The 23,407-nt window shown below is 58.5% G+C and carries 25 protein-coding genes; 12 read left to right on the top strand and 13 right to left on the bottom strand.

Annotated features, from left to right (window positions below):
• Nucleotides 1–19 precede the first annotated feature (19 nt).
• From Q7C20_RS12485 to Q7C20_RS12475, 3 genes are all read right to left on the bottom strand, one after another.
• Nucleotides 20–334: a hypothetical protein gene (locus Q7C20_RS12485; RefSeq protein ID WP_348060783.1), complete on the bottom strand. Its 315-nt coding sequence runs from the start codon at nucleotides 332–334 to the stop codon at nucleotides 20–22.
• A 96-nt stretch (nucleotides 335–430) separates the two neighbouring features.
• Nucleotides 431–913, bottom strand: coding sequence for a type II toxin-antitoxin system antitoxin SocA domain-containing protein (locus Q7C20_RS12480; protein WP_348060781.1), 483 nt, complete (start codon nucleotides 911–913; stop codon nucleotides 431–433).
• Nucleotide 914: 1 nt separating this feature from the next.
• Nucleotides 915–1,904 (bottom strand): hypothetical protein, encoded by a 990-nt coding sequence (locus Q7C20_RS12475; protein ID WP_348060779.1) that lies wholly within the window; start codon nucleotides 1,902–1,904, stop codon nucleotides 915–917.
• Nucleotides 1,905–2,291: 387 nt separating this feature from the next.
• Here Q7C20_RS12475 and Q7C20_RS12470 point away from each other — a divergent pair, with 387 nt between their 5' ends.
• Together Q7C20_RS12470 and Q7C20_RS12465 are read left to right on the top strand one after the other, a co-directional pair.
• Entirely contained in the window at nucleotides 2,292–2,660 is a 369-nt protein-coding gene (locus Q7C20_RS12470) for a DUF6124 family protein (protein ID WP_375067705.1), read from the top strand.
• A 146-nt stretch (nucleotides 2,661–2,806) separates the two neighbouring features.
• The gene (locus Q7C20_RS12465) at nucleotides 2,807–3,028 is read left to right on the top strand and encodes a hypothetical protein (RefSeq protein ID WP_375067703.1); all 222 of its coding nucleotides are present in this window, start codon (nucleotides 2,807–2,809) and stop codon (nucleotides 3,026–3,028) included.
• Nucleotides 3,029–3,236: 208 nt separating this feature from the next.
• On the opposite strand, the gene Q7C20_RS12460 is transcribed toward Q7C20_RS12465, so the two are convergent.
• Nucleotides 3,237–4,424: an MFS transporter gene (locus tag Q7C20_RS12460; protein WP_375067701.1), complete on the bottom strand. Its 1,188-nt coding sequence runs from the start codon at nucleotides 4,422–4,424 to the stop codon at nucleotides 3,237–3,239.
• Between the two features lie 422 nt (nucleotides 4,425–4,846).
• Here Q7C20_RS12460 and mqo point away from each other — a divergent pair, with 422 nt between their 5' ends.
• A complete protein-coding gene (gene mqo, locus Q7C20_RS12455) occupies nucleotides 4,847–6,493 on the top strand; it encodes a malate dehydrogenase (quinone) (protein ID WP_375067699.1) in 1,647 nt (548 codons plus the stop codon).
• 67 nt (nucleotides 6,494–6,560) lie between these two features.
• Here mqo and Q7C20_RS12450 read toward each other — a convergent pair whose 3' ends face one another.
• Entirely contained in the window at nucleotides 6,561–7,232 is a 672-nt protein-coding gene (locus Q7C20_RS12450; RefSeq protein ID WP_375067697.1) for an NADPH-dependent F420 reductase, read from the bottom strand.
• Between the two features lie 99 nt (nucleotides 7,233–7,331).
• Between Q7C20_RS12450 and Q7C20_RS12445 the strand changes: the two genes are divergently transcribed.
• Entirely contained in the window at nucleotides 7,332–8,228 is an 897-nt protein-coding gene (locus Q7C20_RS12445; protein ID WP_375067695.1) for a LysR family transcriptional regulator, read from the top strand.
• 4 nt (nucleotides 8,229–8,232) lie between these two features.
• Here the strand turns inward: Q7C20_RS12445 and Q7C20_RS12440 are convergent, their stop codons facing one another.
• Nucleotides 8,233–9,081 carry a LysR family transcriptional regulator gene (locus tag Q7C20_RS12440; protein WP_375067694.1) on the bottom strand — a complete coding sequence of 283 codons (849 nt, stop codon included), beginning with the start codon at nucleotides 9,079–9,081 and terminating at the stop codon, nucleotides 8,233–8,235.
• Between the two features lie 97 nt (nucleotides 9,082–9,178).
• Here Q7C20_RS12440 and Q7C20_RS12435 point away from each other — a divergent pair, with 97 nt between their 5' ends.
• Both Q7C20_RS12435 and Q7C20_RS12430 read left to right on the top strand, forming a co-directional pair.
• Complete coding sequence (locus tag Q7C20_RS12435) at nucleotides 9,179–10,078, top strand: DMT family transporter (RefSeq protein ID WP_375067692.1); 900 nt, start codon at nucleotides 9,179–9,181, stop codon at nucleotides 10,076–10,078.
• A gap of 132 nt (nucleotides 10,079–10,210) precedes the next feature.
• Nucleotides 10,211–10,540 carry a YXWGXW repeat-containing protein gene (locus Q7C20_RS12430; protein ID WP_031319816.1) on the top strand — a complete coding sequence of 110 codons (330 nt, stop codon included), beginning with the start codon at nucleotides 10,211–10,213 and terminating at the stop codon, nucleotides 10,538–10,540.
• Nucleotides 10,541–10,547: 7 nt separating this feature from the next.
• Here the strand turns inward: Q7C20_RS12430 and Q7C20_RS12425 are convergent, their stop codons facing one another.
• The 3 genes from Q7C20_RS12425 to Q7C20_RS12415 form a co-directional block, all read right to left on the bottom strand.
• Nucleotides 10,548–10,892, bottom strand: a complete 345-nt coding sequence (locus Q7C20_RS12425) for a hypothetical protein (protein WP_348061857.1) — start codon at nucleotides 10,890–10,892, stop codon at nucleotides 10,548–10,550.
• Between the two features lie 101 nt (nucleotides 10,893–10,993).
• Entirely contained in the window at nucleotides 10,994–11,389 is a 396-nt protein-coding gene (locus Q7C20_RS12420) for a type II toxin-antitoxin system VapC family toxin (protein WP_348061849.1), read from the bottom strand.
• Entirely contained in the window at nucleotides 11,386–11,700 is a 315-nt protein-coding gene (locus Q7C20_RS12415) for an AbrB/MazE/SpoVT family DNA-binding domain-containing protein (RefSeq protein WP_375067689.1), read from the bottom strand. Before Q7C20_RS12415 ends, Q7C20_RS12420 begins: the two co-directional genes overlap by 4 nt.
• 98 nt (nucleotides 11,701–11,798) lie before the next feature.
• Between Q7C20_RS12415 and Q7C20_RS12410 the strand changes: the two genes are divergently transcribed.
• Complete coding sequence (locus Q7C20_RS12410; RefSeq protein WP_348061847.1) at nucleotides 11,799–12,191, top strand: RidA family protein; 393 nt, start codon at nucleotides 11,799–11,801, stop codon at nucleotides 12,189–12,191.
• On the opposite strand, the gene ppnN is transcribed toward Q7C20_RS12410, so the two are convergent.
• Nucleotides 12,192–13,565, bottom strand: coding sequence for a nucleotide 5'-monophosphate nucleosidase PpnN (ppnN, locus tag Q7C20_RS12405; protein ID WP_375067688.1), 1,374 nt, complete (start codon nucleotides 13,563–13,565; stop codon nucleotides 12,192–12,194).
• 149 nt (nucleotides 13,566–13,714) lie between these two features.
• Nucleotides 13,715–14,539, bottom strand: a complete 825-nt coding sequence (locus Q7C20_RS12400) for an aspartyl/asparaginyl beta-hydroxylase domain-containing protein (RefSeq protein WP_375067687.1) — start codon at nucleotides 14,537–14,539, stop codon at nucleotides 13,715–13,717.
• A 275-nt stretch (nucleotides 14,540–14,814) separates the two neighbouring features.
• Between Q7C20_RS12400 and fabV the strand changes: the two genes are divergently transcribed.
• A complete protein-coding gene (fabV, locus tag Q7C20_RS12395; RefSeq protein WP_375067686.1) occupies nucleotides 14,815–16,008 on the top strand; it encodes an enoyl-ACP reductase FabV in 1,194 nt (397 codons plus the stop codon).
• A gap of 218 nt (nucleotides 16,009–16,226) precedes the next feature.
• On the top strand, nucleotides 16,227–16,850 hold the full coding sequence (locus tag Q7C20_RS12390; protein WP_375067685.1) for an HAD family hydrolase: 624 nt from the start codon (nucleotides 16,227–16,229) through the stop codon (nucleotides 16,848–16,850).
• Here the strand turns inward: Q7C20_RS12390 and Q7C20_RS12385 are convergent.
• Nucleotides 16,847–17,752, bottom strand: a complete 906-nt coding sequence (locus Q7C20_RS12385) for a LysR family transcriptional regulator (RefSeq protein WP_375067684.1) — start codon at nucleotides 17,750–17,752, stop codon at nucleotides 16,847–16,849. The two genes, Q7C20_RS12390 and Q7C20_RS12385, sit on opposite strands and share 4 nt — an antisense overlap.
• Before the next feature lie 103 nt (nucleotides 17,753–17,855).
• Between Q7C20_RS12385 and Q7C20_RS12380 the strand changes: the two genes are divergently transcribed.
• Entirely contained in the window at nucleotides 17,856–19,025 is a 1,170-nt protein-coding gene (locus Q7C20_RS12380; protein WP_375067683.1) for an acetylornithine transaminase, read from the top strand.
• Nucleotides 19,026–19,143: 118 nt separating this feature from the next.
• On the opposite strand, the gene punR is transcribed toward Q7C20_RS12380, so the two are convergent.
• A complete protein-coding gene (gene punR / locus Q7C20_RS12375) occupies nucleotides 19,144–20,058 on the bottom strand; it encodes a DNA-binding transcriptional activator PunR (protein ID WP_375067681.1) in 915 nt (304 codons plus the stop codon).
• 122 nt (nucleotides 20,059–20,180) lie between these two features.
• Between punR and punC the strand changes: the two genes are divergently transcribed.
• Nucleotides 20,181–21,365: a purine nucleoside transporter PunC gene (punC, locus tag Q7C20_RS12370; RefSeq protein WP_375067679.1), complete on the top strand. Its 1,185-nt coding sequence runs from the start codon at nucleotides 20,181–20,183 to the stop codon at nucleotides 21,363–21,365.
• A 360-nt stretch (nucleotides 21,366–21,725) separates the two neighbouring features.
• Nucleotides 21,726–23,222, top strand: a complete 1,497-nt coding sequence (locus Q7C20_RS12365) for a nucleobase:cation symporter-2 family protein (protein WP_375067677.1) — start codon at nucleotides 21,726–21,728, stop codon at nucleotides 23,220–23,222.
• Nucleotides 23,223–23,407: the final 185 nt, after the last annotated feature.

Genomic DNA, 23,407 nt, shown 5'->3' with positions numbered 1-23,407 from the left:
TTCCGATATCTGCACAGCCTTAGGCATAACCAGGCAACCAAGGCTCTTGCTCGATTGCTGCAACGTCTCCCTCGGCCAATAAACGCCACAACTCCAGGATCTTCCCCTCTGGAACATGCTTCATGTGACGAGGCTCGCCGGACTCCAGATTTTCAAAGGTCACGATTCCCGACAGGTGCGCAGAAATGCACCAGTCTGACTCGTCGGTTACCGAAACCTCCCCATGCTCTTCATCTTCCGAACGAGTTTTCAGTTCGGCGAGAAGCTCAGGCAACGTGTGTATACCGGGATTCGAGCTCATGGCGCCGTATTTGTGTGTGACGTGATAGCTCATGTTTACCTCGTGCTTATTAGTGGTCTGCCTCATCTGTATCTGCAGTGAAAGTATCGTGGTCTGACCCCGATATCACTAGAACACAGTTGTCGTCTACTAGGGGATTTCCGTATTGTCTAGGTACTCTTTGTACTCTTCGGCTTTCTCTATAAGGTTGATCCTATGAAATTTTTCACTTGAGATCACGGGGTATGTTGAGGAAACTAACTTTATTAGTTCAATATGTTTCTTGTTTTTTGTGGCCTCTATTACAAAATCAAGTATTTTGATTATTTCGGCATCAAGATGATTTTTCTTTTCTTCAGTTGCTTCTAAAATTGTTTGTTTTTTTCCGCTTTCAGTAAGTGTGGTGGTTATTTTTATACTCTTTTCTTTTTCTGATTCTTTCAGTATTAATGAGTTGTAGGGGCCGTTTAGGTTGGAGAACCACTCTATGTTGGTGATTTGTTTTCTGTTTGTTATCGATTCTTTCCAGTCAGCTAAATAAATTGTTTTTATTAGTCTGGAAAGTGATATTTTTTTAGAGGGTTGATGTTTTTCTATTATGTAGTTGATTATTTCAATTAAGGAGTTTTTCATATTAAAATCCTGCCTTCTTGGCGATCTCGAGACTAACCATGTGCGGTCTAAGTGCGTCTAAAAGATTGGCGATTGTCCTTGACTCATTCTTTCCAAAATCTGCATCAATTGTTTTTATATTCGGTAGGTCGGTATTTGTAGATTCAAAAACTATGATCGCCACCGACGCGCTTTTGCTATTCTTTATTCGAACGCAATGTAGTGAGCGGCTTTTCATGCCTATAGCACGGAGGGTAGCATCTGAAATTTTCCCGGTGCTCGCGTTCGCTGTTACCCAATTTTCTAAATCGATAAGTGGATCTGGAAGGCCGGTTAAAGAAGCATTTCCTACCGTCCAAGCATGTCCGATTAAACCTGACTCCTTAGCGTACATTTTCTTAGGGAACTCCGTGTGCTTCTCGTTATCAGAGTGTCTACCAACGCACCGGAAGTGGTCAAGTTCTAATACGTATAAACTAATCCTCTCTGTGACGCCATATTTTAATTTCCTGTAGGTAGAGTAAATAAATTTGCTGAATAAATCGGTGCAGTCAATTATTTTACTGTCGTGTTGGCGCCTAAGGATATCTATTTCTTGTGTTAGTCTTTTGTTTTGTCGCTTTAAAATTATGTCGCTCATGCTGTTAGAGCAGAGAATCCATGTTGCCATAAATATCGCAGATACAGCTAGAGTGAGCGTGATGCTACTAACGCTAAAGCTTTCGATGATTGCCGTTCTTACTGGTGCTGGAGTTAGTCGGCGCACAGATGCTTTTATGTCATCATTGAGTGCTAAATAACTAAATATTATTGAGCTTAGTATAGTTGGAATAAGGTTGTATTTACTTACCTGCAAAACTTTGTTGCTTATCGCTGTTCCGATTTTGTGTTTTGATCTGTTTAGGAGTCTATTTATATGTACAAGCCATCTTTCTATGTTTTTATCTGCTTCAATATCCATAGGGGTTAATAGAGGGCTTTTTTTTATTTTGGGTTCCATGTCGATCGACATACATCAAATCCATTGAGAGCGTGTAGCGCCAATGATATCAATTTGACATATCTAAATAAAGCTCAGAAACTTTGGGCCAGATCTCAGTTTTCCAGGAAGTTTCCCACGCTTTTCTCAGCTTGCCCCTCAGACCTCCCCCCGCTAACCTCCCCAAACCGCTGGAAAACCAGCGGCCGGATGTGGAAGTCCGACCAAGCTGAAGGCGCTCAATCGCCCATAAACACCTACCGGCGTTTTTTTACGTCTGTATGATTGCTTATGGCGGCTGTGCGCGGGGCACTTCGGTGCGCCGGGTCCTTTAGCCCTGGTCTTCCACACCTGCGTACAGCTGCCACCCTCATGTGGAAGTGAGATTGGTAGTTCCTGACATTCTAAAGGAGCTCCGCCATGTACAAGGTCACACCTAATCCACCGCATGCTTCAAGCGCACACGTCGACGCCAAGCTTCAAGCCGCAGCTCAGCGAGCAATCGATCATTACCTACCTCCCTCTGACGAAGACGCCGACGAACCTGTCGAACCCCCAACCACCAACATCTTCTCCGTCAACCCCAACACCGACACCGAAACCCTGCTAGCCAACGCCTCCGAAAACCTCGCGTCCGCCAACCACATGGCCGCCACCCTGGCTTTCGACCTCGACGACTCCCAACGCGCCATCGTCCTTGGCATCCAGCAGCTAATCGATCTAAGCGCTCTACTCGTCAACCGAGCCTATGAGCAAGTCGCCCCTGCAATCTGCGCAACAAACGACTAACACCGCACCCCGCCGCCTTACCCCAAGGCGGCAACCTGAACTCGTCCTGTCCCCCCGCAAAGTTTCATCATCCCCCGCGCATTTGAAGCCTACGATCACTCTCAAGAGGGGACCCCCGCGCCTTCAGTCCACAGGGAACTGAAAACATGAATTCGAACCTCGTCAAAGTGGTGATGGTCGCCAGCGCGCTGCTGTTAAATGCCTGTTCGTCTTCGTCAGCCGTGAGCAGCGACCCTTGTTTTGCTCAGGGGTGTCAGGCGTTTGGGGATCACAGCCCAAGCAAGGCGGCCAAGATGAGTTTTGGTGGCGGGAGTGGGTTGGGGAGCAGTTTTGGGGAGTATGGGTCTGGGTTGATGCATGATGATTGATAAGGGTTAGGGCTGCTGCGCAGCCCAACGCGGGGCAAGCCCGCTCGCCACGATGATTGGGTCTGCGGCTGAGCCCAGGATCAGCCGCAGGCCCAGCGCGCCCATTACGATGAGGACGCCAGCGCCACAATCGTGGACCAACCATCCAGCCGCAATCGCAATCGCGGTGCGGGTGACGAAAACGAAGCTGGCCGGAGGTTTATTCCATTTAGTGGCCGCCCTTCATGCGCCGTGCGATCAGGTAGAGGCCCAGGCCGACGAGTGCGGTGGCCGCGCCGATGTAGCCGGTGCTGGTCCAGCCCAAGCCGGCGGTGATGGCCATGCCACCTAACCACGGGCCGAGCGCGTTGGCGAGGTTAAACGCGGCGTGGTTGGACGCCGCCGCCAGGCTCGGGGCTTCGTGGGCGATGTCCATCAGGCGGATTTGCAGCGGCGCGGCCATGGAGATCATGGTGCCGACCAGGGCTATACCGAGCATCACGCCCCACAGCGAGCCGGCGGCGAAGGTGAAGAACAGCAGCACGGCCATCGACCACACCAGAATCACGCCCACCGCGCGGAACTGCAGGCGATCAAACAGCTTGCCGCCGGCGATGTTGCCGATGATGCCGCCCACGCCGAATGCGGCCAGACCAAACGGGATCCACTGCGGCGAGACTTTGGTCACTTCGAGCATGGTCGGGGCGAGGTAGCTGAACACGCAGAACATGCCGGCAAAACCTATCGCGCCGATGGACAGGGCCATCCACACCTGGGGTTTGGTGAAGGCGCGCAGTTCTTTGCGCGGGTCGCTGCGTTGTTCGTCCTGGCGGTGGGGCACGAATTGCCAGACGAGGGCGATGGTGCACAGGGCGATCACGCTGACCAGTGCAAATGCCGAGCGCCAGCCGAAGTGTTGGCCGAGGAAGGTGGCGATGGGGTTGCCGAGCAGCATGGCCAGGGTCAGGCCCATCATCACGCGGGCCACGGCGCCGGCGCGTTTGTCGCTGGGCACCATGCTGGAGGCGACGACGGCGGCGATGCCGAAGTAGGCGCCGTGGGGCAGGCCGCTGATAAAGCGGAAGGCCACCAGCGAGCCGAAGGTCGGGGTGAAGGCGGTGGCGAAGTTGCCGAGGGCATACAGGCCCATCAGCAACAGCAGCATGTGTTTGCGCAGTAGTTTGGCGCCGAGGATGGCCAGCAGGGGCGCGCCGACCATCACGCCGAGGGCGTAGGCGCTGATGGCATGGCCGACTTGCGGCTCGCTGAGGTTCAGGTTGTGGGCGATGTCGGGCATGAGGCCCATGATGGCGAATTCGCCGGTACCGATCGCGAAAGCGCCCACGGCCATGGCAGCTTCCATTTTGGCGGCGCTGCGCGCGGGCAATACGTGCCCGGGTGTTTGGTGGATAGACATGAATCGCTCTGTATTGAAGGGTGGCACGGGGGAGTGCCGTCGATGCTACGCAAGCGACGGCGAAGGTGTCTAGAGCAGCCTCCCGCATAGGAGTTCCATGCCTGTGACCTCAGGTCGCGGCGGCCGGGCTTGACACTCATCCCTAAAAACCCTCGATTTAGAGCCATCAATTGGCCAATCGACGCATAAACGCTGTTTGGCGTGATATTCTGCGCGCCGTCTTGGTCTAGTCTTTCTCCGGTGCGTACACCGTATACGTCCCGGCGGATGGCTGTTGCCCAGGTAGCTGAAGCCAATAATGATAAAAAGTCAGCGCAGAAGGGACATAAAAGTGAGGTCGATACGTCGGCCTTGTGTGCCCACCCTGCGGCCCTGAGAAATCGGGCGGTGGGGCGGATGGCGTTTTATCATAGGTGCTACTGATGTTTAAAAAAGTAAACACTGCCCTGCTGGGGCTGGCTTTGTCGATGGGGATCACGTCCGTTCACGCGGAAGAGGCAAAGAAAGTCGATGTGCTGCTGATCGGCGGCGGCATCATGAGTGCGACCCTGGGTGTTTGGCTCAACGAGCTGCAGCCGGACTGGTCGATGGAGATGGTCGAGCGCCTTGATGGCGTGGCCGAAGAAAGCTCAAACGGCTGGAACAACGCCGGTACCGGTCACTCGGCCCTGGCTGAGCTGAACTACACCCCGGAAGACAAGAACGGCAACGTTGAGATCCCGAAAGCGGTCGAGATCAACGAAGCGTTCCAGATCTCCCGTCAGTTCTGGTCCTGGCAGGTCCAGCAGGGCGTGCTGAAGAACCCGCGTTCGTTCATCAACTCCACACCGCACATGAGCTTTGTGTGGGGCGATGACAACATCAAGTTCCTGAAAAAACGCTACGAAGCCCTGCAGGCGAGCCCGCTGTTCGCCGGTATGCAGTACTCCGAAGACCCGGCGCAAATCGCCAAGTGGGTTCCGCTGATGATGGAAGGGCGTGACCCGAACCAGAAAATCGCGGCCACCTGGACCCCGATCGGCACCGACGTAAACTTCGGCGAGATCACCCGCCAGTTCGTGGCTCACCTGCAAACCACGCCGAAGTTTGACTTGAAACTGTCGAGCGAAGTGCAGGACATCACCCGTAACGCCGACGGTTCGTGGCGTGTGAGCTACAAAAACCTGAAAGACGGCACCAAGACTGAAACCGACGCCAAGTTCGTGTTCATCGGCGCCGGCGGCGGTGCCCTGCACTTGCTGCAAAAGTCGGGCATTCCTGAAGCCAAGGACTACGCGGCCTTCCCGGTCGGTGGTTCGTTCCTGGTCACCGATAACCCAACCATCGCCGAGCAGCACCTGGCCAAGGCCTACGGTAAAGCTTCGGTAGGCGCACCGCCGATGTCGGTTCCGCACCTGGACACCCGCGTGCTGGATGGCAAGCGCGTGATCCTGTTTGGCCCATTTGCGACCTTCTCGACCAAGTTCCTGAAAGAAGGCTCGTACCTGGACCTGCTGACCAGCACCACCACCCACAACATCTGGCCAATGACCCGCGTCGGTGTGCGTGAGTACCCACTGGTCGAGTACCTTGCTGGCCAACTGATGCTGTCGGATGACGACCGCTACAACGCCCTGAAAGAGTACTTCCCGAACGCCAAGAAAGAAGACTGGCGCCTGTGGCAAGCCGGTCAGCGCGTGCAGATCATCAAGCGTGACGAGGAACTGGGCGGCGTCCTGAAACTCGGCACCGAAGTGGTCAGCTCCGCCGACAACTCGATTGCAGGCCTGTTGGGTGCATCGCCAGGCGCGTCCACCGCGGCTCCGATCATGCTGACCGTGCTGCAAAAGATCTTCAAGGACAAGGTAGCGACCCCTGAGTGGCAGGCCAAACTGCACCAGATCGTACCGAGCTACGGCACCAAGCTGAACGACAGCCCGGAAGCTGTTGCCAAGGAGTGGGCCTACACCGCCGGCGTCCTGCAACTGACGCCACCGCCTGCGATTCCGCAACTGGCGGCGCCTCAGGCGACCGAGGCTGCCAAGCCTGCGGCCGAGCCGAGCAAGCCGGCGTCTGACCTGGCGCTGTAAGCCAAGCCCGACGTAAAAAAGCCCGCTGAACCGGTAACGGTCAGCGGGCTTTTTTATGGGCGTGGGTTTACGCAGGTGCCCGGGTGCGCACCACTGGCGGCAGTTCAACCGTGCGTTGCGCAGCCGCCAGCGCCGCCTTCAAGCCGGCTTGGTCCAGCGGTACGCAATACGCCGGTTTGGCGCGCTCAAACCGCCAGCTCTCATCCAGACCACCGGCATCCACGGCATCGAAACCGAGTTCATCGAGCAATGTGATCACCTGTGCTTTCGCCGCAGAATCATCTGCGGCCACCGGCAGCGCACGCCGGTCAGCTGCACCGTGCGGGCGGGCATCCTGCGTCAGGTCGGGCGCAAAGATCGCGTTGAATACTTTCACTACGTGAGCCTGGGGCAAGTGGTCGGCGAGCAAACGGCTGGTGGTGGTCTCGAAGCGGTCGAGCACAGGAATGTGCCCGTCACGGTTGGGGTAGTAGTTATTGGCGTCCATCACCGTTTTACCCTCCAGCCATTGCGCGGGCACGCTGCGGTAATGTTCAAGGGGAATCGCCACAAGCACCACGTCGCCAAACTTGGCCGCCTCCTCGGCGCTGCCGACCTGCACACCCGGCAGGCCACTGAGCACGCTGGTCATGGACTGTGGGCCGCGGGAGTTGCTCAACATCACGTCGTGCCCGGCCGCCAGCCCCAGTTCAGCCACGGCGCGTCCGATAAAGCCTGCTCCAATCACACCAATTTTCATGTCTGTTCTCCAGCGAAGTGGGGGAGTCGCTATGATGATTGGCAACTGGCTGGCGATAAATAATCGTTTTGGCGTCGCTGTTGTTACTGGGAGTAGGGAATGATGGACCGTCTGTTAAGCATGAATGCCTTTGTGACGGCCGCAGAGCTTGGCTCTTACGCGCGAGCTGCCGAGCGTTTGAACCTGTCGCCGCAAATGGTCGCCAAACATGTCACCGCGCTTGAACAGCGTCTGGGTGCCCGTTTGCTCAACCGCACCACGCGCAGGCAAAGCCTGACGGAGTTGGGGAGCGCGTACTACGAGCGTTGCAAACATATCCTGACGGAGGCCGACGCCGCCGATTCGCTCGCGCAGATCATGAATGACACGCCGCGCGGCAAGTTGAGAATCACCGCGCCCGTCACTTTCGGCTCCTACAGCCTGATGCCGCTGATCACGGCATTTCTGCGCGAACACCCCGATGTAGAGATCGACCTGCACCTGACAGACCGCTTCGTCGACTTTGTGGAGGAGGGTTATGAGGTGGCATTTCGCATCGGCCCCCTGGCAACGTCCAGTCTCACTGCCAGACCCTTGGCGCCTTATAACCTGGTGGTGTGCGCCGCACCGGCTTACCTGGCGGCACGAGGCGCGCCACGGGTACCCGCAGACCTTGAGCGCCACGAATGCCTCGGTTATGCCTTCTCGTCACGCCCGGCGGACCGCGAATGGGTGTTCTACCACGGAGCCGTCGCGCACAAAGTGCCGGTTGCCAGCCGTCTGCAGATCAACGAAAGCAGGGCCTTGATGTCGGCCGCGCTGGACGGTTTTGGCATTGTTCTGGGCCCCGAAGACTTTCTGCGCGTGGCGCTGGCCCGAGGCGAACTGGTGCGCGTACTGCCAAACTACGCTGCGCCGAGTCGTACGATGCATTTGGTCTACACCGCCAACCGCCAGCGAACGGCAAAGCTTCGGCGGTTTGTCGAGGCTGTGTTGGAGCGCTTCGGCCCGGCATAAAGGATCAAATGTGAAACCCGTTTTTAACCTGCTCATACAGGTGCAAGGCCAGCGCATTGCTGCTGTCGCACAGCAAGTAAACATGGTGCACCGGCAACGGCGGTAGCTCGAACCCGGCAATCACTTGCGTCAGCCCTTCACCCAGGCGGCTTTCTTCGATCAAACCCACGGCGACGCCACTGCGGATGCAGGCTTCAACGGCAGACGAATTGGGGCTTTCCATCAGCACGCGATGGTAGATGCCGTGATCCTTCAGCACCTGCAACGCCGCCGCGCGATACGGGCAGCCCGCCACCGGCACGGTGATTGGAAGTGGGGCGTTGGGCGCGCAACTGAAACCCTCGGTCGCCACCCACAGTGGCTGAACAGGCCCAAGCCGTTCGCCCTGTTCCAGCGGCTGGGCGCTCACTGTCAGGGCCATATCCAGTTTGTTTGCCATAAACAAATTCAACAATTCGCCGCTGGTGCGCGCCTCGATTTCCAGCTCAAGCAATGGGTTATCGGCGATCAGTTGCGGCAGGAATTCTTGAATGAAGCCTGGCGCGTAGGTGTCAGGAATGCCCAGGCGGATTTTGCCCTGCATGCGCTGCGGCATCAGCGAGATCAGCAGGCGGTCGTGGCTCTTGAGGAACTCGGTGGTTTCACCCAGCAATTTCTTGCCGTAGACGGTCAGTTCCACGCCCTGGTTGCTGCGGCTGAAGAGTTTTTGGCCGATCTGGTCTTCGAGTTTTTGAATTTGCGTGGTCACGGTCGATGCACTGCGGTGCACGTGTTCGGCCGCTTCATTGAAACGGCGAAAACGTGCCACGGCGTGGAAGGTGCGCAACAAATCGATATTCAGTTGTTTGGTCATGGTTCCACTTTTACGGATCAGTGGTGCGGGTTATTCAAATATACACAAGCATGCGCGGCCCTTAACCTTTGAGTCAATGCACACGGCTGGAGGTTTTATGACGCGATCAACACTTGGGCTGTTGCTGCTGCAAGCGGCATTTGTGCTGTCGTGGAGCTCGGGGTACATCGGCGCCAAGCTGGGGACGCAAGGCGGCGACGCGTTTAACCTGCTGTTTTGGCGTTTCTTGCTGGTGTCGCTGTGCCTGGGGCTGTTTTTGAATGTGCGGCTGTTGAAGGTCTCCTGGGCGCAGATTCGGCATTACGCCGTCGTCGGCTTTCTGTCGCAGTTCCTTTACCTGAGCTGCCTGTATGTGGCGATCCAGAATGGTTTGCCGCCCGGCATCGCCGCGATCATTGCAGCCTTGCAGCCGTTGATGACGGCCGCCTTATCGACGCGCAGTTCGGCTGAACGCAGCGGTGGCTGGCAATGGGCTGGGCTGGTGATCAGTTTTGCCGGCGTGTCGATCGTGATCGCCGGGCAATACGCCAGCGGTGGGGGCGGCGTCAGTTTATTCATGTACCTGCTGCCGGTGGCCGCGGCGCTGGGCCTGACGCTGGCGACGTTGTACGAGCGCCGCTCGGTGCAATCCCCGGACGTTGGCCTGGTGTTGCCGCTGTTCATCCAATCCATTTTGACCCTGATCGGTTTTACCGCAGCGGTGCTGTACACCGGCACGCTGAGCATTCCCCACGAGCCGGACGTGCTGATCTCGATTGTCTGGCTCACGGTGTTTTCCACCTTCGTGGCCTACTTGAGCCTGTGGATGCTGCTGCGGGTCATGACCGCCACCCACGTGGCGGCGCTGGTGTACCTGGAGCCGCCGGTTACGCTGGTGTGGGCGGCGTGGATGTTTGGCGATGTGATTTATCCCTCGACCTACGCCGGTATTGCGGTGGTCGTCGCGGGCCTGATCCTGGTGCGCGTGAAGCGACCGACTGTCGTGTGCGCCTCCTGAGGCCAGCGGGTTCAGCAAGCCGACAGACATCACCTGTTAAAAAGTACCCAGAGCCGAGCAGGAGCGAGGCTGAGACAAGGGGGCATTTTTTTACTGGTGTATTCGTTGGGCGCTGACGCCCGAGGGTTTTGTATGTTGCTACGTTATGCGGCAATGGCGGCGGTAGTCGTCGCGGCGTCCGGGTGTGTGCAAGAGCGTGTGGTGCACGAGCGCGGGCCGGTTCAGCGTGAGTATGTCGAAGTCGTCGCCCCGCAACCGCCGCCGGTGCAGGTGATCGAAGTCGAACCCGCTGCGCGTTATGGCTACGTGTGGTCGCGCGGTTACTGGCGCTGGGAAGGCGGGCGTTACGTGGCGGTGCATGGCCATTGGGAAGCGGTGCGTGAAGGCTACCGTTATGTGCATCCGCACTGGGTGCAACGCAATGACGGTTACCACTGGCAGGGTGGTGGCTGGGTTCGCTGAGCCTCGGCTAAATCGGCTTCTGGGTACCCAGGAGCCTAACCTCGCGTAACAGCGCGGCACCGAGTTGATCGGTGCCCAACTCCTTGTAGCCAACCGCCTTGATTTCGCCGTTCTCCTCCGCCTGAATAATGATGACCGGCGTCTCTTTGCCGCTGGCTTCGTCCACGTGCAAGGCGTACTGCGGAATATCCAGTTTGATCGGCGTACCCGCCGCCTTGCCTTTCACGTTTATCAGGAACGCCGCACAACCGGTGTCCACATCCGCACTGGTGGCCGAGCGACCGCTGACGAAGCAGGTTTTCGGCAGGTCGGGCCAGGTGATGGCGTCGGCGTTGGCTACAACGGAGGCCATGCTCAAGGTAGCGAGTAGAAACATGCGCACGTGAGTGTGTCTCTTGATCAAGGTTGAACGCGGTTTTTACCAAAGCATGAACGTCGTCGCAATGCCGTGGCTCAGTTCAGCTGTTTCATACCTGCTGCTTTGGCGGCGTTGAGGTCGAAAGTGGCCGTATATCTACAGCCTGCCGAATGGGCACAGCGCTCTATCAGGCAGTCGGCAAAATCAGCTTTATTCGCCGAAAAACGGCGCAGGGCCTGCCAGATGATTTCTGCACGCTCGATGGTCAGCTCGCGGGTGTGCAGCAGGGTTTCCAGCACGGCCACTACATCACTCTTGGCCGCCTGGTAGCAGCTTTGTAAAACCCATACCAACTCAACCACGGTCACCAGGCTGACAAAACCTGGCGACAGTGTGGTGAGTGATTCAATCAGCTCGGATGCTTTGGGCGATTGAACGGGATCATCCTGGGTGACATAACGCACCAGTACGTTGGTATCCAGTCCGATCATCCCGCTTTTGCTCCTTGCGCCGCGATGGCGCGGTTCATGTCTTCAAGGGAAACGGCCTGGGCGGGCTTGCGAATCAGGCCCTTCAGGTCGTGTACGGTTTTGCTCGCTGCGATGATTGAAAACTTGCCGTCCTCCATTTCGACAAACTCAACGCGGTCGCCTGTTTCCAGGCCCAGCGCAGTCCTGACCTGGACGGGAATAGTGATTTGCCCTTTAGAGGTGAGCGTCGCGGTCGCCATATTGAATATCTCCGTCGTGATATTCCTTACCTTAGGGTAAGGAATGCTGGAGGACAAGATCCGTTGGTCCATAGGTTTCTCTTCTGGTGTGATTGAGTGGGAACACGTAAAACCATAGCCCGACTTATCCCATCGACACGCCTCAACACGGCGGCAAAGAGATACCGCATATGACCGACCGCCAGCTCATCATCCCGCCCGCCATGCAAGCCATCGTCGAACGCGCCGGCTACGTGCCCGCCGTCAAAGTCGGCAAGACGCTCTACTGCGCCGGGCAGGTCGGCCGTACGCAACAATTGGTAGTCATTGAAGACCCAGAGGCGCAGTTCATCGCCGCCTGGGAGAACCTGCGGGACGTGCTGGAGGAGGGCGGTTGCAGCTTCGACGACGTGGTGGACATGACCACGTATCACGTGAACATGAGCCAACACATGGCGGTTTTCCGGGAGGTGAAAAACCGCCTGTTCCCACGCGGGCATTGCGCCTGGACGACACTGGGCGTGTCAGAACTGGCGCATCCCGGTTTGCTCGTGGAAATCAAATGTGTGGCGGTGCAACGTTAGTTACTGGACCACGCGATAGCACGGCACATACGCCGCGCCGCCTGGCAGTTTCATGCGGTGCTGGGCAACAAATGCCTGCAGCAGTTCGTCCAGCGGTTTCATGATGGCCGGGTCACCGTGGATCTCGTACGGGCCGTGCTGTTCGATCAGGCGAATGCCCTTGTCCTTGACGTTGCCCGCCACAATCCCCGAGAACGCGCGGCGCAGGTTGGCCGCCAGTTCGTGGGGCGGCAGTGCAAGGCTTAATTGCAGGCCAGCCATGTTTTCGTGGGTAGGGTCGAACGGGCGCTGGAAGCCTTCGTCGATCTTCAGCAGCCAGTTGAAGTGAAACGCATCGTTGCGCTCGCGGCGGAACTGCTTCACAGCCTTGAGCCCGACGGTCATTTGGCGTGCCACTTCAGCCGGGTCGTCGATGATGATCTGGTAGTGCGCCTGCGCCGCTTCGCCCAGAGTGGCGCCGACGAATGCGTGCAGTTGTTGCAGGTACGGCGCGGCGTGTTTCGGCCCGGTGAGGATGACCGGGAACGGCACGTCGCGGTTGTCCGGGTGCATCAGGATGCCGAGCAGGTAGAGGAACTCTTCAGCCGTGCCGGCACCGCCCGGGAAGATGATGATGCCGTGGCCGACGCGCACGAAGGCTTCCAGGCGTTTTTCGATGTCCGGCAAAATCACCAGCTCATTGACGATCGGGTTCGGCGCTTCGGCGGCGATGATGCCGGGCTCGGTCAGGCCCAGGTAGCGGCCGCCGGTGATGCGTTGCTTGGCGTGGGAAATGGTCGCGCCTTTCATCGGGCCTTTCATCACGCCCGGGCCGCAGCCGGTGCACACGTCGAGGCTGCGCAGGCCCAGTTCGTGGCCGACTTTCTTGGTGTATTTGTATTCTTCGGTATTGATCGAGTGCCCGCCCCAGCACACCACGATTTTCGGCTCTACACCGGGGCGCAGCGTACGGGCGTTGCGCAGCAGGTGGAACACGTAGTCGGTGATGCCCTGGGAATTGCTCAAGTCGATGCGCTGGCTGTCCAGCTCGTTCTCGGTGTAGACGATGTCGCGCAGGGCGCTGAACAGCATTTCTCGGGTGCTGGCGATCATTTCGCCATCGACGAAGGCGTCGGCGGGGGCATTCAGCAGTTCGAGGCGCACGCCGCGATCCTGCTGGTGAATGCGCACTTCGAAGTCCTGGTAGGCGTCGAGGATGGTCTTGGCATTGTCGATGTGCGCGCCGGTGTTGAGGATGGCCAGGGCGCACTGGCGGAACAAGGCGTAGATGCTGCCGCTGCCGGCTTCACTCAGTTGCTGCACTTCACGCTGGGACAGGGTTTCGAGGCTGCCCTTGGGGCTGACGGAGGCATTGATGACATGACGTTGGGGCATTCTGATTCCTTGAAAGCATGGCCATCGCACCCGCCGGGGCGGCGATGGCTTGAAAATGGTGAGCGCCGAATTCGGTCGCGCGAGACGGTTAGTCTGGCCGCCAAGCGGGCAGGGCGCAAACACCGTCAGGCACCATCATGCCGCAGAACTTACTGAATCAGCTTCCAGTTTTTGTAGAAAACCCGACGCAGGGTAAACACCAGCCCGGCAAACCCCGAGATCACGGCGTTGAGCACCGACGGCAGCGGGGTTGGCCGCACGATGTCGATAAACAGGCAGTAACGTTTTGCGTCGTTTTTGTTGAAGGACGCGTGCATCAGCGTGTCATCGAAGATGAACAGCGGGTCGTCGTGCCAGTAATGCTTGTGTTTCCCCACCTGGATATAAACGCCCTCGTGATGCGGCGCCGGCGCCATGTTGTAGAGCACGCGGAACATCATGCGCAGCGGGCCGAAGTGGAAGGACGTGGAGCGGTTTTCGTTGAACACGGACACGCCGATGGTCTTCACAAACGGCAGTTTCCTGCGCAGTTGCGGGATATCCAGCGTGGTTTCGATCGGGCGACCGTACCACTGGAAAAACAGCATGCCGCGTTTCTTCTCGGCCATGCGCTCGTCCAGGTAGCTGATGATTTCGTCCTTTCGGGCCATGGCGTCGTCGATCACTTGTTGCAGGTCTTCACGCCAGGCGGGAGGCAGGTCGCGCATCGTGTAGACATGGCGGTTGCGGCTGCTCAGCAGGTCGAACAGGGTGTTGAACGGCGCCAGAATCCAGGTGTTGCGACCGTTGCCGATGAAGTACTTTTTGATCGTGTCGCTGTCATACAGGCCGTTACGCAGGAAGTCGTAAGCGCCACACACCAGCACCAGCAGCAGGAACACCAGGGTCGTGCGCGGGAAACAGTAAATTAACAGCAACACCCCGATCACCCAGGCGGCCGAGATCAGCTTTTTGCGTACAGCACCATTACTCATGAAGCGAGGCTCCGAACCTGAAACATAGTGAAACATGTTGCCATGATAGTAGGTTGTCGAGGCGCCAGGGCGTTTTAAATAGTGCGAAATTGTGAAGGCGCGGCCAGGTTTTTAACCCGTGCCGGTGGCCACTTGAGCGTTTTGAGGATTGGATTTTGTAAACAGAAGATTTGCGACTATCGTGACGCTTCGGTTTTTCATGCGTCATAGACCGGTACGAATGAAGTTGAATGGCCACCACTGGCCGTCGACCCCTTGGAAGAGGCACAAATTTTATGATCATCAAACCGCGGGTTCGTGGCTTTATCTGTGTGACCGCTCACCCTGTTGGCTGTGAAGCGAACGTCAAGCAACAGATCGACTACGTGACTCAACACGGCGCCATCGCAGGCGGCCCAAAGAAGGTGCTGGTCCTCGGCGCTTCCACCGGTTACGGCCTGGCCGCGCGCATCAGTGCAGCGTTTGGCTGCGGCGCTGACACCCTGGGCGTGTTTTTTGAGAAAGAAGGCGAAGAAGGCAAGCTGAGCTCCGCCGGCTGGTACAACAGCGCGGCGTTCGAGAAGTTTGCCGTCGAAAAAGGCCTGTACGCCAAGAGCATCAATGGCGACGCGTTCTCCGACGAGATCAAGCGCCTGACCATCGAAACCATCAAGAAAGACCTGGGCAAGATCGACCTGGTTGTCTACAGCCTGGCCGCGCCACGCCGTACCGACCCGCAAGGCGTGGTGCACACCTCCACCCTCAAGCCGATCGGCAAGGCCGTAACCCTGCGCGGTATCAACACCGACAAAGGCGTTGTGGTCGACACCACCCTTGAGCCAGCTACCCAGGAAGAAATCGACGGCACCGTGAAAGTCATGGGCGGCGAAGACTGGCAGCTGTGGATCGACGCCCTGCGTGACGCCGACGTTCTGGCCGAAGGCGCCAAGACCACCGCGTTCACCTACCTCGGCGAGAAGCTGACCCAGGACATTTACTGGAACGGCTCCATCGGCGAAGCCAAAAAGGATCTGGACAAAAAAGTCCTGACCCTGCGCGACAACCTCGCCGCACTCAAAGGCGACGCCCGTGTGTCGGTGCTAAAGGCCGTGGTAACCCAGGCCAGCTCGGCAATCCCGATCATGCCGCTGTACCTGTCGCTGCTGTTCAAAGTGATGAAAGAGCAGGGCACGCATGAAGGCTGCATCGAGCAGGTCTACGGCCTGTTCAAGGACAGCCTGTATGGCCAGGAGCCCAAGCTTGACGCCGACGGCCGCCTGCGTGCCGACCTGGCCGAACTGGAACCGAAAGTCCAGGACGCCGTGGCTGCATTGTGGAACCAGGTGACCGACGACAACGTCAACGAGATCAGCGATTTTGCCGGCTACAAGGCGGAGTTCCTGCGCTTGTTCGGCTTTGAAATCGACGGCGTGGACTACGAAGCTGATGTGAACCCGACTGTGAAAATCAATGGCTTGGTCCAGGCCTAAACACGGTTAAAAAATGTGGGAGCGGGCTTGCTCGCGAATGCGGTGTATCAGTCAACATTTCTGGCGACTGACACTCAGCATTCGCGAGCAAGCCCGCTCCCACATTTGTTTTGTGTGAAGTCTTTTTTTCAGAACCGTCCTACGCTCCAGCGAGCGCCTCATTCCCTGCAAAATCTGCCAGACTCCCAGCGCTATCACTCACGCTTACGGAGGATCTGATGACGATTCGTGCAGTAGTTTTTGATTTCGGCGGTGTCCTGTTCGACTGGAACCCGCAACACCTCTACCGCAAGCTGATTGCCGACGACCACGAGCGGCAATGGTTTCTCGACAACATCTGCACCCAGGCCTGGAACACCGAGCAGGATGCCGGCCGCACCTTGGCCGAGGGCACCCTCAGCCTGATCGAGCAATTCCCCCATCACGAACGACTTATTCAGGCCTACTACGACCGTTGGCACGAAATGCTGCGTGGCCCGCTGCCGGATGGCGTGGCGATTCTCAAGGCATTGCACGCAGCCAACATGCCGCTGTTCGGGCTCACTAACTGGTCAGCCGAAACTTTCCCCTACGCCCGCGCCCACTATCCCTTCCTGCAGCATTTTCGCGACATCGTGGTGTCCGGCGAGGTGAAGCTGATCAAGCCCGACCCTGCGATCTATCACGCCAGCCTCGCCCAAGTACGGGCGCATCTGCCGGATATCCAAGCGGGGGAAGTGGTATTTATCGACGATGTGGCCGGCAATATCGACGCGGCCGTGGCCCTGGGTTGGCAGGGCATTCACCATGTGTCGGCTGAGCGTACCGCCGCGCGTCTGCGTGAGTTGGGGGTGGGCTTCTAGCGCGCCCACTTCTCCATCGCGAAGTCCACGAAGGCGCGCAGCTTGGGCAGGCGGTAACGGTCCTTGCGATACATCAGGTGCATGGGGCGGCTGGGCAGTCGATACTGGGTCAACAAGGCCACCAGCTTGCCGCTCTCGAGGTCGGGTTGCACCAGCGCATCGGCGAGCATGATGATGCCCATGCCGTTGACGGCCGCCTGGCGCAAGCCTTGCGAGCTGTTGATGGTCAATGAGCCGGACACTGGCACCTCTACCTCGCCTTCATCGCCGGTCATGCGCCAGAGTTTGTCGGTGTCACGCCAGTTGTCATTGGCCGGGTAGGCGAAGGCCAGGCAGTCGTGCTGGCGCAGGTCATCCGGTGTTTGCGGCGTGCCTCGTCGCGCCAGGTACGCAGGCGACGCGCAGAGGGTGAGGATATAGTCCTGCATTGGCCTGGCGATCAGGCTGGAGGTTTCCAGTTCACCGAGACGGATCGCCACGTCGAAGCCACTGTCGACCAAGTCCATCCGCTCATTGCTTATCACCACGTACAGGTCGATCAGCGGGTAGCGCAGGGAGAACTCGCTCAAGGCCGGCACCAGACGTTCGGTGCTGAACACCGGTGGCGCGGTGATACGCAGGCTGCCTCTTGGGGTTTCACTGTGCGCTTGCTCCGCCAGTAGCTCGGAGTCGGCCACCAGCCCCAGTACTTCCAGGCAGCGCTGATAGTACTGCGCGCCGAACTCGGTGAGGTTCTGCTTGCGGGTGGTGCGCTTGAGCAAGCTCACCCCCAGCCGTTGTTCCAGCGCACGCAGATGGTTGCCGACCATGGTGGTGGACATCCCGCACTCGTGCGCGGCGGCGGTCATGCTGCCGGCCTCGACTACTTTCACGTACACCGACATCGCCTGGAACAGATCCATTATCAAGCCTTGGTTTAAAGTCATTGCAGGAAAGCACAGTTTATCCAGCTGAAGTGGCTAACGATACTGCTCCCATCACAACGATGCACTGGAGCCCGCCACCATGACCGCCGCCTGCCTGATGACCACTTATCAACCCTCGGCCCTGAGTTTTACGCGCGGCCTGGGCACGCGCCTGTGGGACCAGCAGGGCCGCGAATACCTTGACGCGGTAGCCGGTGTGGCGGTGACCAATGTCGGCCATTCCCACCCCAAACTGGTGGCCGCCATCAGCGAGCAGGCGGGGTTGCTGCTGCACACGTCCAACCTCTACAACATCGACTGGCAATTGCGGCTGGCTCAACGCCTGACGCAGCTGTCGGGCCTGGACCGCGCGTTTTTCAACAACTCCGGCGCGGAAGCCAACGAAACCGCGCTGAAACTCGCCCGGTTGCACGGCTGGAAAAAGGGCATTGAAGCGCCTTTGGTGGTGGTGATGGAAAACGCCTTTCACGGCCGCACCCTCGGCACCATGGCGGCCAGTGACGGGCCTTCGGTGCGCTTGGGTTTCCAGCGTTTGCCGGGGGATTTCGTCAAGGTGCGCTTCGGCGACCTGGCGGCGCTGGAGGCCATCACTCAAGCGTACGGCGCGCGCATTGCGGCGGTGTTGCTGGAACCGATCCAGGGCGAAAGTGGCGTATTACCCGCACCGCCCGGCTACTTGAAAGCCCTGCGCGACCATTGCACGCGCCACGGCTGGTTGATGATGCTCGACGAAATCCAGACCGGCATCGGCCGCACCGGCGCCTGGTTTGCCTTTCAGCATGAAGGCATCGTGCCGGACGTGATGACCCTGGCCAAAGGCCTCGGCAACGGCGTGCCCATTGGCGCGTGCCTGGCGCATGACGGCGTGGCGCAGTTGTTCACGCCGGGCAGCCACGGCAGCACCTTTGGTGGCAACCCGCTGGCCTGCCGCGTGGGCTGCACGGTGCTGGAGATTATTGAAGAGCAAGGTTTGCTGCAAAACGCTGCGCAACAGGGTGCGCAGTTGCTGGCACGGCTGCGCATGGAGCTGGATGAGCACCCGCAGGTGCGGGCAATTCGCGGGCAGGGCTTGATGATCGGCATCGAACTGGCCAGCCCGTATCGCGACCTGGCTCAGAGGGCGGCGCAGGAACATGGGCTGTTGATCAACGTGACCCGGGGCAAGATCATCCGTTTGCTACCGCCGCTGACGCTGGATGCCAGGGAGGTCGAAATGATTGTGCGCGCCATCACCCGCCTGCTGGATTGAAATGCAATCAAAATGTGGGAGCGGGCTTGCTCGCGAAGGCGGAGTGTCAGGCACTTAATTAGTTACCTGACACTCCGCCTTCGCGAGCAAGCCCGCTCCCACATGGGATCTCCATAGCTTAAATGTCATGGCCATTCAACCATTCCTGGTTCATGGTTTGCGTATCCCCCAGATACTCCAGCAACCACGTCATGGCCGGAGACAGCCTATCCTGCGCCCATGCCACGCACGATGGGCTCGCCGGAAATGGCCGGCTCAACTGCAACGCCACCAACTCCCCGCGCTCAATCCAGGGCAACACCTGATGCGCCGGCGCCATGCCCACGCACAGACCATCGAGCAAACAATCAATCGCCGAGGCCCAGTGCGGTACGACGAGCCGGCGCTGGTTATCCAGCGTCCACGTGTCACGCTTGGGCAGGTTGCGCGAAGTGTCGGTCATGCACAGCGAGGCGAACGGCCGCAGTTGATCGTCATTGAGCAAACCCTCCACCGTCGCCAGCGGATGCTCCGCGCTGACCACACACAGCCAGTTCAGCAAGCCCATGTCACGAAAGGTGAAATGGCTCGCCACCGGCACCGCGCTGGTCGCGCCGATCACGATGTCGGTGCGCTCGTCAGCCAGCGCATCCCACACGCCGTTGTACACCTCGTATTCCAGCAACAATTCCACCTCGGGAAACTGCCGATAGAAATCCAGCACCAACTGCCGGCAGCGCTGTGGTTTGACGATGGAGTCCACCGCCACCTTGAGCTGACCGCTCCAGCCATTCGCCACTTGCTGGCACAGGCGCCGCGTGCCGAGCATCTTTTTCATCACGCCTCGGGCTTCGTCTATAAACAGACGGCCAGCGGGCGTGAGCTCGACATCGCGATGCCGGCGTACGAATAAAGGGACGGCCAACCATTCCTCAATCTGACGAACCGTGTAGCTGATGGCCGACGGCACCCGGTGCAATTCCTGCGCAGCGGCGCTGAAGCTGCCATGGCGGGCCACCGCATCGACCACGTCCAGGGAGTATTCGGACCACATGGAAGTTGCCTTCAAAATATTTGATAAGAGTGTCCAATTATTATCGCTTCACACCTGTTCTGTCGCCTTCATAATGGGCGGCAGTCAGCAAATAGTTTGATGGCAATTTCTACAAGGCTTCAATGAAAAATTCTTTTGGTTTCACTTGGTATCTGGCGGGGCTGAGCATGCTCGGTTATCTGGCCATGGACATGTACTTGCCGGCGTTCGGCGCCATGGGCGAGCAGTTGCAGATTGGCGCGGGCGCGGTGGGTGCCAGCTTGAGTATTTTTCTCGCCGGTTTTGCGGTGGGGCAGTTGCTGTGGGGGCCTTTGTCCGACCGTTTGGGGCGCAAACCGATCTTGCTCACGGGCTTGAGCCTGTTTGTGTTGGGTTGCCTGGGTATGTTTTGGGTCGAGACCGCGCCGCAACTGCTGGCGTTGCGCTTTATGCAGGCGATTGGCGTGTGTTCCGCCGCCGTGAGTTGGCAAGCGTTGGTGATTGATCGCTACCCGACCGACAAGGCACACCGCGTGTTTGCCAGCATCATGCCGCTGATGTCTTTGTCGCCCGCGCTGGCGCCGCTGTTGGGCGCGATGGTGTTGAATCACTTTGGCTGGCAGGCGATCTTTGGGGTGTTGCTGGGCGTGTCGTTGCTGTTGTTACTGCCGACGTTGTTCCTGCGGCCTGTGCCGAAACGCCTGACAACAGAAGGCGAACCGGCGCGCCTCGGTTACGGCCAGTTGCTGACCTCCCGCGTGTTCACCGGCAACGTGATGATCTTTGCGGCGTGCTCGGCAAGTTTCTTCGCCTGGCTGACCGCTTCGCCGTTCATCCTGGGGGCCATGGGTTACAGCCCGAATGACATCGGCCTGAGCTACGTGCTGCCGACGTTGGCCTTTTTGGTCGGCGGTTACAGCTGCCGCAGCGCGCTGCAGCACTGTCGGGGCAAAACCCTGCTGCCGTGGTTGCTGGTGGCTTACTGCGTCAGCATGGTGGCGTTGTACCTGGTCGCCACGTTGACGGTGCCGACCCTGACAACCTTGCTGATTCCGTTCTGCCTGATGGCGCTGGTCAACGGTGCGAGTTACCCCATTGTGGTGGCGAATGCGCTGATGCCTTTTGCGGAAAATTCCGGCAAGGCGGCGGCGTTGCAGAACACCCTGCAATTGGGTCTGTGCTTTCTCGCCAGCTTGCTGGTGTCGTCGATGATTGAGCAGCCGCTGTCGATCACCGTGATTGTGATGTTGGCGACGGCGCCGCTGGCGGTGTTGGGTTATTGGCTGGCGCGGCCGAAAGCCGACCCTTCCGAACTGGCACGCGCCTGACCTGACAATCCATTCAAAATGTGGGAGACCCGTTCCACATCCTTTAGCAACAACGTGATGTGGCACGTAGGACCTCACCCGCCGCCGTTACCCGTAAGCCGCGGCGCGCTTCGCGGATCGAGTGGCGACGCAGCACCGTGTCGAAGTAATAGATAGCCGGGGCGTGAATTCGCAGCTCCGGTTGAGCTTTTTTTCAGGTCCTTTTGCACACGGCTTCAAGCCGAAGGGCAGGGCGGCTGAATGGTTTTTGTAACGCAGCTGTAGAGTTTATTGTAAAAATTATTGTATACAACTCTATGGACATCCTCGCTTTCCTTTGCATACAGTGAGTGCACAACAAAAACAGAGAACCCCCTCACCATGACAATCCCGAAGGCGTCACCGCAGCGCCCAGAAGATGAAAATCTCGGCGTCGCAGCCAATATGGCTTACGGCCTGCAGCATGTACTCACCATGTACGGCGGCATCGTTGCGGTGCCCCTGATCGTCGGCCAGGCGGCCGGTTTGTCGCCGGCGGATATCGGCTTGCTGATCGCAGCGTCGCTGTTTGCCGGCGGCCTGGCGACCCTGTTGCAAACCCTTGGCCTGCCATTTTTTGGCTGCCAGTTGCCGCTGGTGCAGGGCGTATCGTTTGCAGGTGTGGCAACCATGGTGGCGATTGTTGGCAGTGACGGCGCCGGTGGCGTGCCGGCGATACTCGGCGCGGTGATGGCCGCGTCGTTTATCGGGCTGTTGATCACGCCGGTGTTTTCGCGGATCACAAAATTTTTCCCGCCGTTGGTGACAGGCATTGTGATCACCACCATCGGCTTGACGTTGATGCCGGTGGCAGCGCGCTGGGCGATGGGCGGCAACAGCCGCGCGGCGGATTTCGGCAGCATGTCGAACGTCGGGCTGGCGGCGCTGACGCTGGTGCTGGTGTTGCTGCTGAGCAAGATCGGTAGCGCGACGATTTCGCGGTTGTCGATCCTGCTGGCGATGGTGATTGGTACGGTGATCGCGGTGTTTTTGGGGATGGCTGATTTCTCGAACGTCACTCAGGGGCCGATGTTTGGGTTTCCCACGCCATTCCATTTCGGCATGCCGACCTTTCACCTGGCCGCGATCATTTCCATGTGCATTGTGGTGATGGTGACGCTGGTGGAAACCTCGGCGGACATTCTGGCGGTGGGTGAGATTATCGACACCAAGGTCGACTCCAAACGCCTGGGTAACGGGTTGCGTGCCGATATGCTGTCGAGCATGTTTGCGCCGATTTTTGGCTCGTTTACTCAAAGTGCGTTTGCACAGAACGTTGGCCTGGTGGCGGTGACGGGGGTGAAGAGTCGGTTTGTGGTGGCGACCGGCGGGGTGTTCCTGGTGGTGCTTGGGCTGCTGCCGTTTATGGGCCGGGTGATTGCGGCGGTGCCGACTTCGGTGTTGGGCGGGGCGGGGATTGTGTTGTTCGGGACGGTGGCGGCGAGTGGGATTCGTACGTTGTCGAAGGTGGATTACCGGAACAACATGAACTTGATCATCGTGGCGACTTCGATCGGTTTTGGCATGATTCCTATCGCGGCGCCGAATTTTTATGATCATTTTCCGAGTTGGTTTGCGACTATTTTTCACTCGGGGATTAGTTCGTCGGCGATCATGGCGATTGCGCTGAACCTGGCGTTTAACCACTTTACAGCGGGTAATTCGGACCAGCAGTCGGTGTTTGTGGCGGGGACGGAGCGCAGTTTGTGCTTCCAGGATGTGGCGGCGTTGCGTGATGGGGATTATTTCCGGGGCGGGAAGTTGTTTGATGCGCAGGATAAGGAGATTCCGCTGGTAGCGCGGGGGGCGGTGCGGGTTGTGGAGCCTGAGGCTAGCTAGGGTTGACCCTGGGGTTTTGGGTACATATCCGTTTTTGTGGTGAGGGCTGAGATGGGTTCCGCTCTTACAGCGGGTCACTTTTGGCAAACGCCCGGAATGCCGGCCCAGCCAAAAGTAACCAAAAGGTCTTCGCCCCACCACTCGGTGCCTCGCTTAGGCTCGGCATGCCCGCACGCAGGCTTGAA

Origin of the sequence: Pseudomonas sp. AMR01, from assembly GCF_041946035.1 — a bacterium.
Taxonomy (GTDB): Bacteria; Pseudomonadota; Gammaproteobacteria; order Pseudomonadales; family Pseudomonadaceae; genus Aquipseudomonas; species Aquipseudomonas antarctica_B.
This window is presented reverse-complemented; position numbering and strand designations above follow the sequence as displayed.

Bases quoted from the DNA above. Each gene is read 5' to 3' on its own strand.
- Q7C20_RS12485 (WP_348060783.1), bottom strand. From the start codon at position 334: ATGAGCTATCACGTCACACACAAATACGGCGCCATGAGCTCGAATCCC.
- Q7C20_RS12480 (WP_348060781.1), bottom strand. From the start codon at position 913: ATGAAAAACTCCTTAATTGAAATAATCAACTACATAATAGAAAAACAT.
- Q7C20_RS12475 (WP_348060779.1), bottom strand. From the start codon at position 1,904: ATGTCGATCGACATGGAACCCAAAATAAAAAAAAGCCCTCTATTAACC.
- Q7C20_RS12470 (WP_375067705.1), top strand. From the start codon at position 2,292: ATGTACAAGGTCACACCTAATCCACCGCATGCTTCAAGCGCACACGTC.
- Q7C20_RS12465 (WP_375067703.1), top strand. From the start codon at position 2,807: ATGAATTCGAACCTCGTCAAAGTGGTGATGGTCGCCAGCGCGCTGCTG.
- Q7C20_RS12460 (WP_375067701.1), bottom strand. From the start codon at position 4,424: ATGTCTATCCACCAAACACCCGGGCACGTATTGCCCGCGCGCAGCGCC.
- mqo (WP_375067699.1), top strand. From the start codon at position 4,847: ATGTTTAAAAAAGTAAACACTGCCCTGCTGGGGCTGGCTTTGTCGATG.
- Q7C20_RS12450 (WP_375067697.1), bottom strand. From the start codon at position 7,232: ATGAAAATTGGTGTGATTGGAGCAGGCTTTATCGGACGCGCCGTGGCT.
- Q7C20_RS12445 (WP_375067695.1), top strand. From the start codon at position 7,332: ATGATGGACCGTCTGTTAAGCATGAATGCCTTTGTGACGGCCGCAGAG.
- Q7C20_RS12440 (WP_375067694.1), bottom strand. From the start codon at position 9,081: ATGACCAAACAACTGAATATCGATTTGTTGCGCACCTTCCACGCCGTG.
- Q7C20_RS12435 (WP_375067692.1), top strand. From the start codon at position 9,179: ATGACGCGATCAACACTTGGGCTGTTGCTGCTGCAAGCGGCATTTGTG.
- Q7C20_RS12430 (WP_031319816.1), top strand. From the start codon at position 10,211: ATGTTGCTACGTTATGCGGCAATGGCGGCGGTAGTCGTCGCGGCGTCC.
- Q7C20_RS12425 (WP_348061857.1), bottom strand. From the start codon at position 10,892: ATGGCCTCCGTTGTAGCCAACGCCGACGCCATCACCTGGCCCGACCTG.
- Q7C20_RS12420 (WP_348061849.1), bottom strand. From the start codon at position 11,389: ATGATCGGACTGGATACCAACGTACTGGTGCGTTATGTCACCCAGGAT.
- Q7C20_RS12415 (WP_375067689.1), bottom strand. From the start codon at position 11,700: ATGGACCAACGGATCTTGTCCTCCAGCATTCCTTACCCTAAGGTAAGG.
- Q7C20_RS12410 (WP_348061847.1), top strand. From the start codon at position 11,799: ATGACCGACCGCCAGCTCATCATCCCGCCCGCCATGCAAGCCATCGTC.
- ppnN (WP_375067688.1), bottom strand. From the start codon at position 13,565: ATGCCCCAACGTCATGTCATCAATGCCTCCGTCAGCCCCAAGGGCAGC.
- Q7C20_RS12400 (WP_375067687.1), bottom strand. From the start codon at position 14,539: ATGAGTAATGGTGCTGTACGCAAAAAGCTGATCTCGGCCGCCTGGGTG.
- fabV (WP_375067686.1), top strand. From the start codon at position 14,815: ATGATCATCAAACCGCGGGTTCGTGGCTTTATCTGTGTGACCGCTCAC.
- Q7C20_RS12390 (WP_375067685.1), top strand. From the start codon at position 16,227: ATGACGATTCGTGCAGTAGTTTTTGATTTCGGCGGTGTCCTGTTCGAC.
- Q7C20_RS12385 (WP_375067684.1), bottom strand. From the start codon at position 17,752: ATGGATCTGTTCCAGGCGATGTCGGTGTACGTGAAAGTAGTCGAGGCC.
- Q7C20_RS12380 (WP_375067683.1), top strand. From the start codon at position 17,856: ATGACCGCCGCCTGCCTGATGACCACTTATCAACCCTCGGCCCTGAGT.
- punR (WP_375067681.1), bottom strand. From the start codon at position 20,058: ATGTGGTCCGAATACTCCCTGGACGTGGTCGATGCGGTGGCCCGCCAT.
- punC (WP_375067679.1), top strand. From the start codon at position 20,181: ATGAAAAATTCTTTTGGTTTCACTTGGTATCTGGCGGGGCTGAGCATG.
- Q7C20_RS12365 (WP_375067677.1), top strand. From the start codon at position 21,726: ATGACAATCCCGAAGGCGTCACCGCAGCGCCCAGAAGATGAAAATCTC.